Annotated in this window: 8 protein-coding genes and 1 pseudogene; 7 read left to right on the plus strand and 2 right to left on the minus strand. The window is 53.4% G+C overall.

Annotated elements, in window-relative coordinates; all coding sequences use genetic code 11:
- Window positions 1-333, plus strand: a pseudogene (locus WA354_RS19795) (hypothetical protein); the annotation flags it as partial.
- Between the two features lie 553 nt (window positions 334-886).
- On the opposite strand, the gene WA354_RS19800 reads toward WA354_RS19795, so the two are convergent.
- Window positions 887-1,264, minus strand: coding sequence for a response regulator (locus tag WA354_RS19800; protein WP_472814746.1), 378 nt, complete (start codon window positions 1,262-1,264; stop codon window positions 887-889).
- A 549-nt stretch (window positions 1,265-1,813) separates the two neighbouring features.
- Here WA354_RS19800 and WA354_RS19805 point away from each other — a divergent pair.
- A complete protein-coding gene (locus tag WA354_RS19805; RefSeq protein ID WP_472814747.1) occupies window positions 1,814-2,587 on the plus strand; it encodes a DUF2490 domain-containing protein in 774 nt (257 codons plus the stop codon).
- A 39-nt stretch (window positions 2,588-2,626) separates the two neighbouring features.
- Here the strand turns inward: WA354_RS19805 and WA354_RS19810 are convergent, their stop codons facing one another.
- Window positions 2,627-3,451: a hypothetical protein gene (locus WA354_RS19810; protein ID WP_472814748.1), complete on the minus strand. Its 825-nt coding sequence runs from the start codon at window positions 3,449-3,451 to the stop codon at window positions 2,627-2,629.
- A 355-nt stretch (window positions 3,452-3,806) separates the two neighbouring features.
- On the opposite strand from WA354_RS19810, the gene WA354_RS19815 reads away from it, so the two are divergent.
- From WA354_RS19815 to WA354_RS19835, 5 genes are all read left to right on the plus strand, one after another.
- Window positions 3,807-4,334: a DUF4136 domain-containing protein gene (locus WA354_RS19815; RefSeq protein WP_472814749.1), complete on the plus strand. Its 528-nt coding sequence runs from the start codon at window positions 3,807-3,809 to the stop codon at window positions 4,332-4,334.
- A gap of 391 nt (window positions 4,335-4,725) precedes the next feature.
- A complete protein-coding gene (locus tag WA354_RS19820; RefSeq protein ID WP_472814750.1) occupies window positions 4,726-5,796 on the plus strand; it encodes a DUF481 domain-containing protein in 1,071 nt (356 codons plus the stop codon).
- A 440-nt stretch (window positions 5,797-6,236) separates the two neighbouring features.
- Entirely contained in the window at window positions 6,237-6,650 is a 414-nt protein-coding gene (locus WA354_RS19825) for a YkvA family protein (RefSeq protein WP_472814751.1), read from the plus strand.
- A 173-nt stretch (window positions 6,651-6,823) separates the two neighbouring features.
- Complete coding sequence (locus WA354_RS19830; protein ID WP_472814752.1) at window positions 6,824-8,251, plus strand: anaerobic sulfatase maturase; 1,428 nt, start codon at window positions 6,824-6,826, stop codon at window positions 8,249-8,251.
- 126 nt (window positions 8,252-8,377) lie between these two features.
- Complete coding sequence (locus WA354_RS19835) at window positions 8,378-8,539, plus strand: hypothetical protein (protein WP_472814753.1); 162 nt, start codon at window positions 8,378-8,380, stop codon at window positions 8,537-8,539.
- Window positions 8,540-8,551 lie beyond the last annotated feature (12 nt).

Here is an 8,551-nt window from a genome sequence, read left to right on the forward strand (position 1 = left end):
GTGATGTTCATGCCTCAGCTCGCGGCTGCCTTACGGAAGAGTTCGGCGGAATATGGCGTGCTGGCCAGCCGACTTGTATTCTGCTTCGAAGAGAAATGGGTGAAAGAAGCAAAATCCCAAACGAACGAACTGCTCAGTAATGAGGACCTCCGGTCGCTCTCCGAATTGTCTAATGTGTACACGAATGTGCGCCAGATGCGTCTGGTTCCATTCTGGACCAATGACATCGTACGCCTCGCCGTCTCGGTTGCCGCGCCTCTCTTGCCGCTGGCGCTGACGATCCTTTCGCCCATGGAATTGCTGAGATTTGTGATCAAAATGGTCTTCCACTAGAGCCAGCAAACGCGCCGTCGAAAGAGGTAATTGGCGACTTGGCATCGAGCGACGAAAAGGGCACAGCGCTCGCACGTTCTGTACAAAAATGGGATCTTCGCGGCTCCGCGCCATCAAGGCTGACTGGTCCAATCGCTAATAATCAGGCGAATGTCAATGTGCGGTCAAAATGAATAGAAAACTAGATGCATCTCCCAAAATACGGTCAATTTTGAATTGACAAAGGGGTCTTGGTGAAGCAGCATGGTGATCTCCATTGGAGGTTCTCCCATGTCCTGCGCAGTTTGTACCTCCACGAATCAAGCGGAGTTTCCTGCCGAAGTAAATATTCATTTTCCGGGCCTTAGAAATGCTGACAAACCCGGGGTCTTTGTATTTCCAAGACTTCTGATCTGCCTCGATTGCGGCTTTTCCTCGTTTGTAACCGCAGAATCCGAGTTGGCGCAGCTTGCAGGCGCGGCACCGGCGAGGAGTAGTACCCTGCGCCAGGGTGAACGGACCAGATCTCATTTCCCGATTGAGCGTTAAGAGGGGTGGGCTGTCGCCAATTGGCCTACGCGCCGGTGAAGAACCGCCTGCCGGACAAGACTGCGTCGATAGCCGCCAGTAGATCGCTTTCGGCATTCGCTTTAAAGACATAGCCCCAGGCTCCGAGACTCGCGGCATGCTGGACGAACTCCGGGGATGTCTCCTGGCTCAAGAAGATAATCTTCGATTTCGGGGCTAGATCGCGAAGCTGGCGGGCAACTTCCATGCCGTTCAGCGTTGGAAGCCCCACGTCGAGAAGAATCAAGTCAGGCTGGAGCGCCTCAGCTTTCTGCACCGCCTCCAACCCATCTGAAACTTCGCAAATGACCTGCAAATCGGATCTCTGTTGCAACTTTGTAGAGATAAATTTTCGAAAGGACAGGAAGTCCTCGACGATTATCACTCGTTTAAATGAAACGTTTTCAGGCAGCGTCCCGTACCCCAGATCTCAAGATTCCGCTCTACTCTAGCTGGGAGAGGTAAGACGCTAATCATCAGTCATATACCGGGAGGGTGTCAAATGACGCATCCCGCGTCGGCACAGGGTTTCAGCCCTCGCCCAAACGATGTTCACGACCGCCTGATCTTCATCCCGGCGGAAAAGTCCGGCCATAGTTTTGCGGGTACAGGTATCAGACGCCTTATAACAAAAATCGTTACTTTGGACGAGCACTGATTACTTTCTCACTACTGTCATAATTGACAGTAGTTGCGCGTTGAAAGAGATCGTCTCGTGAGTCTCTCGGGCAGCTTATACCCGAACCCCAAGAGAGTTCTCGCATGACCGCGTATCTTCGATTTCTCTATTTCTCGTGACCGATTTTCACGTCATTTTAGTCCTTCGCCTGAGGTACACAACTGAAACGAGGTCAGCGGCGATGCCAACACCGCACCTGTCATAAGTGGCAGTTGACCCGATCAGGGAAAATCCTAGACTCGCAATGAGATGAGTGTGAAGAGATATTTCAGAGCAGTTTCAGGTTTGTTGTGCCTGCGCGCATTATTCGTGCCAAGGGCCCTGCGTACCGAGAAACGCTGGTTGGAAATAGCGACCCTGTTACTGGTCGCGAGTGCTCTTGCAAGTGCTCAAGCGCCGGAGTTCCTACCTGAGGTTGATGTGTATCTCAAGGTTGATCCCAAAGCTCGTGTCTACTTCCAGGCGAAAGGGGACAGGGATGCGGGTGTGCCTATCCAATCTACGTTGGGGCCGAGCATCCAGCTCTACTTCAAACCGCTCGTCAAGTTGAAAAAGGTGTCTGAGTTCGATCTGGACGATTCAAAGCAGAGACCACTGGTCTTTGAGGCAGGATACCGATACATCACGGCTCCAAATGAGCCCGTAGACAACAGGTTCATGCCGGTGGTGACTTTTAACTTTCCTACAAAAGGCGCCCTTTTGATTACGGACAGAAACCGCGCGGATCTCGATTGGAAAGGAGGAACCTTCAAATGGCGATATCGCAATAAGGTCACCCTAACGCGAACCTTCGCGATCGGCTCCTATCATCTGATCCCCTATGCCAGCGCCGAACCCTACTACACGAGCCAATATGGGAAATGGAGTACCACGGATCTTGAAGCGGGCTGTCTGTTTCCGGTAGGCAAGCACGTGCAGTTCGACGCCTATTATGAGCATGAGAACAACACTGGTAAGGCGCCGAACCAGCAGGAAAACAACATCGGCTTGGCCGCCCACATTCTCTTTTCAAGGGTAAAGAAGCAATAACCGAGTGATGTCCTGCTCAGCCTCGGTATTTCTGACTATCTACCAACTCGCTTCCAGACCTGCGACAGGTCCCTGTTGAGTTAGCCGAAATCCCACGCGATTATTGGTTCCTTGAATACTGAGCCTGGTTCCCATCTGATATCCCGCCTTGAAATCCACGCCTTTATAGAGTCGGACTTGCGCTGTTCCCTGCGAGAACATGAAGTTGCCGTAGCCAAAGAAGTACATCCCCTGAAAGCCGCCGGCGATTGAAAAACGGTTGGAATCGTGAATTGGATACCAGCGGCCCTCGGGCCCCAGAACCGGCAAGGGAGCAAACGTAGAGCCCGATGCAGTGCGGGTTGCAGAAACATTGTTGACCGTTCCGGTTCCAGTCAGTCTTCCTGTCGTATCAAGCAAATGAAGTGATACCACCAATGCCAAATAGCCCTGATGCCGGCGGATGAAGTCGTATTGATACCCAGGCGAGAATGTCAACGAGTTTAGATCGGCGGTTACAGTAGCCCCCGTATGATATGTCACTCCCTGAAAGGTGATGTCCCGGGTTATCGTGGCTGACTTCGTACTGTAGACAGGGCTTGCAGCGAAGATGAGATGGTGCTTTCTTTTGAAGTGCCAATCGACCCCGCCAGTAAAGGTAGAATAATTTCCAAAGTCAAAGTCCTTGCTTAGATCCCACGACACCTGGTCCCCTGAGGTGCGGAGGTCACCCGTCGGGTGGGAGAACCACCACATCCCAGTTACGCGCCATTTATAGGAGTCAACATCGGTCGTCTTTTCCTGGGCGTGAAGTGTGGGTAGAGCGAAGAACAGAGAAAAGGCAAAAATCAGGGGAATCGCGAGACGGGCTCTTGCATGACTCATTTTGGGTTGGGCTCCTAAGGCGGTTCGCAGCATTCTGAACCTAACAAATGTCTAATGGCGTGGATACTGGCAGAACTGACAGGGGGGGCCCCGAGTACGGGAGCGGCTGAACAAAGTGACGACCTCCGAACCTCGTCCATCGTAAAGCGTTAGTTGACTGATTCCGCAACGAGGAATCACACGGGCGACTGGCACTTCTGCCAGTTTCCACCCTCAAGGGTCCGTTGTATGTTGCGATTACGGGCTGGGCTATTTGACGATTCTGCGCGCATAACGTGCGCAGAGAGCCTGCGGAGCCGCAGTTGTGACTTCAGGTGGCGGCCCAAGTCGTTTCCACAAGGATGAGGAGGAAGCAATGCAACGAGGATTTCGGATCAGTTTGGCGGTGCTCGGACTCGCACTTCTGGCATGCGGAGTCACCCTGGCGCAGGACGTGAAGTCTCAGTCCATGCCCGGCACAGACTTCTCGAAGTTTCACACCTACAAATGGGTAACTGTTGAAGGCGCAAAATATCCTAACCAGATCATGGACGCCCAGATCAAGCAATCGATTGACAGTCAACTTGCTACGAAGGGATTGAGCAAGGTGGAGAACGGCCCGGCCGACCTGTATATCAGTTACCAGGTCGCGGTGCAGCAGTCGACGCAGTGGAACGCCTATGGAACGGGCGGATACCGCTGGGGCGGCGGCATGGCCAGCGCGACACAATCGACGATCAATACCGGCACTCTCGTGCTCGATTTTTACGATCCCACAACGAAACAGCTCGTATGGACCGGGAGTGCGACCAAGACTCTGAACCCGAGCAGCAATCAGGAAAAGAACCAGAAGAATCTGGACAAAGCCATGGCGAAGCTTCTGAAGGCCTACCCGCCAAAGTAACTTCCGGTTGAATCGGGGACGGACGGCTGATCAAAGTCGTCCGCCCCCGCGCGATCGGGAGCGCGAATCCGTCAGGGGCCAATGGTTCTGCCGGCCGATCTTGCCCGGCCCGGCGCCTTGCGCAGAGGAGACGCCCAGTCTCCGTCGTGACTTATCACCCGCAGTACATAATTGCGCCTGCATAGCGGGCAAACCGGACATCGCCTGACATGATTAATCCAGGCGTCATGCAGGGTCGGTGGTTCAACGCCCGCTCTCCACTGGCAGAACTGACAGTTCATTTGGGGCCGGACGATTGCTATAAAGCATTGGCGAATAAGGCTTGATTCTGAAAATTGATCATTATCCATCTCTGCACTCCCAAGCCATCTCCATGGAAGAAAGGAAGTGTATGACGATTCGTGTGTGCGATCCGTTTTCCTCGTTCTCTGTCTGGATGGCCCTTTTTCTCATGGTCTTGCCGGGAATGTGCGCGTCGAGAGACAAGAAAGACGTCGTTATATTCGCAAATGGCGATCGAATGACATGCGAGATCATGCAACTTCAGAAAGGCTATCTGTACGTCAGGCTCGCCAATGGCGAAGGAACCATCCCCGTCGACTGGACGAAGGTTGTCCGCATTGAAAGCAAGTACAATTTCGTCGTATCCGATGAAAGCGGAGAGCGGTTTACAAGCGGTCTAAAGAGCGCGGCGACCGCAGAATCGGCAGACAAATTCGCAATAGTGGTCACCCGGCGCTCTGCAACCAAGGTCGTACCGGGGCGCGAGATTGTAGCGATCGAACAAAATGACATCAACTTTTGGCAGAATATACACGGTTCAATTGATTCCGGCCTCAATTTCACCAAGCAACAGAATCGGCTTCAGTTCAACTTTGGCTCAACTGCAATTTATGCAAAACCTGTGTGGTCAGCCAATGCCGATTTGAGTTCCAGTTTCAGCGGTGGGGGCGCGGCTGAGAATTTTCGATACGATCTGCAATTGCAGGGCATAAGGCAGATGCGCTCGCCACGTAATGCCTACATGGGTATTGCAGGATTTCAACACAACGGCGAACAGGAGCTTGATCTGCGCACGACCTTGGGTGGAGCGCTTGCGCACAATTTCAAAATGACCAATAACAGCCTTGTAATGGCATATGGCGGGGCAGACTGGAACAGTGAGAGATACTCGCAACAGGCGACAACCGGGCAGACCGGAAATAGCGCCGAGGCAATAGTCGGGTCCCAGTTCAATTTCTTTCGTTTCAGGACTACGAATTTCCTGTTGAACTCGCAGGTCTATCCAAGTCTGACCGACCTGGGGCGTGTGCGCCTCGATTTGAATGCCTCGCTTAAATTGAGAATCGCCAAACGCCTCTATTGGAATTTCAGTTACTACCTCAATTACGATAGCCATCCGCCGCAGAATCTGCCGCAGTCGGATTACGGCTCTGCTGCGAGCATTGGATGGAAGTTCTAAAACGTCTCGAGGAGAACGAGGCACCCATGCTCATATTGGATGTTTGACCTGCGGTCATTTTCCAGGAAAAATCCGATGCGCGCCATCGCCGCCCAGGAGAGCCTGTCATTGTTGACAGTTTCGGCCAATAAGCCCCGCGCGTAACATGCAGTTTCAGGTGTCGGTAAGACTTGTTGCCGGCAACAAATCTCCGGAGCGCACTCCCGATTGAGCGGCAAGTTCCTTGTTCTGGTAGAACAAGGCGTATGCGGAAAGCGTGGCGCGACAGCCACCACGCCATCACAGGGGCTACCCCTTCAAAAATTGGCATTATTCCGTGAGTTCTCGAGCGGTTTGATCGCGGGCTAGATCAGAAATGGATGGCGATGGAAGGCGAATTCGACAATTCGATCATCTCTGACGCTATCCCTCCAGCGGATCACTCCACCAGGAGTTGGCGATTGTCCGCGCTCATTGCATCCTGGGCTGAAAAGGCGCAGAGGCTCCAAAAAGAGGCGCACGTTTTCTACTTTGCATTCAAACACCCTGGAACACCCTGGTACGCGAGGCTGATTGCCGCATGCGCTGCGGGCTACCTGCTGAGTCCCATTCAGATCATTCCGAGCTTTATTCCGGTCATCGGCTTTATGGATGATCTGGTTGTGCTGGTTGTGGGGTTCAAGCTGATTCAGAAGACAATCTCTCCAGAAGTGCTGGAAGAGTGCCGCGAGCGAGCTGAAGCAGCCGAAGCGAAACGGAAATCAAATGACAGTTCAGTGACCGACGTGGTTATTTCTGTCACAGTTGCAATTCTGTGGCTCATCTCAGCGATTGCAGGCAGCCTGCTGATTGCTTCTTACCTTCGCCGCCGATAGACGCGCTTGCCGCGCCGAATCGGGAGCTGTCACATTTGACAGTTCACAACCGAGATTGATCAGATTAGCTTCCAGAGCAGAATGAACCTGTCCCCATCGGGATCGACGATCTTGACTTACCAAATTCCAAACCGGCAGCCTATCTCGTTTGGCCTTGCAGAAAAGAACTACACATGGACCTGCTGACAGAGGCCACTCGGCCTGCGAACGCGCCGCCGGGTTTTCACCTGCTGGCGAAACCAAGCGGCTCAACATGCAATATTGATTGCACGTATTGCTTCTTCCTGTCCAAAGATGCTCTGTATCCGAACGAAAAGCATCGGATGTCAGACGAGACGCTGGAACTCTATATCAAGCAATTGCTGGAGTCGCATCGTACACCTACGGTGACGGTTGCGTGGCAGGGCGGTGAGCCCACGCTGATGAAGGTTGAGTTCTTCCGGCGTTCCATTGAGCTGGTCGAGAAGTATCGCCGGCCGGGACAAACCATTCAGCACACTTTTCAGACCAACGGCATCCTCCTTGATGACGAGTGGTGCACTTTTTTCAAGGAACACGATTTTCTTGTTGGGCTCAGTTGCGACGGTCCTCGCGAGATACACAACACCTATCGGCTTGACCGCGGCAAGCAGGGAACTTTCGACAAGGTGATGAAGGGCTGGCGCTACCTGCGCAAGCACAATGTGGACTTCAACGTCCTGTGTACGGTGAACGCGGCCAACGAGAAACACGGTCGCACCGTCTACCGTTTCTTTCGCGATGAGATGGGCGCTAAGTGGGTGCAGTTCATTCCCATCGTCGAGCGCGCTAACGCTGAGACGATCCAAATCGCGAATCTGGGGTGGAGCGAGCAGGCCGACGGCAAGCGCATCCTCTACACGCAGTCCGGCAACATGGTCACTAATCGGACCGTGGGCAGCAGGCAATACGGCCAGTTCATGGTGGATATCTTCGAGGAATGGGTTCGGCATGACGTGGGCGAAGTATTTGTTCAGTTGTTCGATGTGACACTCGAGGCTTTCTTTGGCCGCCACCTGCTGTGCATTCATGCTCCAACCTGCGGATATGGCCCGGCACTCGAATACAACGGCGACCTTTACTCCTGCGATCATTTCGTTGAGCCGAAATACCTGCTCGGCAACATTCACGAGAGCACTCTTTTGAAAATGGTGGCATCGCCTGAGCAGCGCAAGTTCGGCGATGACAAGCGCAATCTGCTCACGAAGCAATGCCAGAACTGCAGAGTCAGACATCTATGCAATGGCGGCTGCCCCAAGGATCGCTTTGGAGTTTCACGCGATGGTGAGCCGGGACAGAACTATCTCTGTGAGGGGCTTGAACTGTTCTTCATGCACACGGGCCCGACGATGTCGATGATGGCGCAGTTGCTGCAACAACGTCGCGCGCCATCTGAAGTAATGGGCATCATCGCTGACCGCGACGCTCAGCAGGCACACAACGCGCTTTGTCCCTGCGGCAGCGGCAAGAAGTTCCGTAAGTGTCATGGCGATCAGAATCCAGAGTCGCCATTCAGCAAACTCGACCCGTCGACAGCGCCGGTCGAGATCGATACAAGCCCTGTTGCGGGATCTTCGGCCTAGCAGCAGGAAACCCACCCTCAATTCGCTAATCTGGCTGGCCGACCGGCTTCTCCGTTCGTTTTGACAGCACATCGGCCAAAGAAGATCGAAAGTATTCCGTATGAATGGCTGATCGAGAATTGTTTTATGGTCTATCCGGCGCAGGATTTTGCGGCCCAGTTCTTTTCCACCTTCAAGGAGTTTCCACCGGCACAGAAGGCAGCTACTTTCACTCTCAACGACGCACTTGAAAAGATGTCGTCGTTCGCAACCATGGGAGGCGCAGGTAAAGCCACCAACCGAACCTGATCAACCGTGAGC

This window comes from Occallatibacter sp., assembly GCF_049802275.1.
Taxonomy (GTDB): domain Bacteria; phylum Acidobacteriota; class Terriglobia; order Terriglobales; family Acidobacteriaceae; genus Telmatobacter.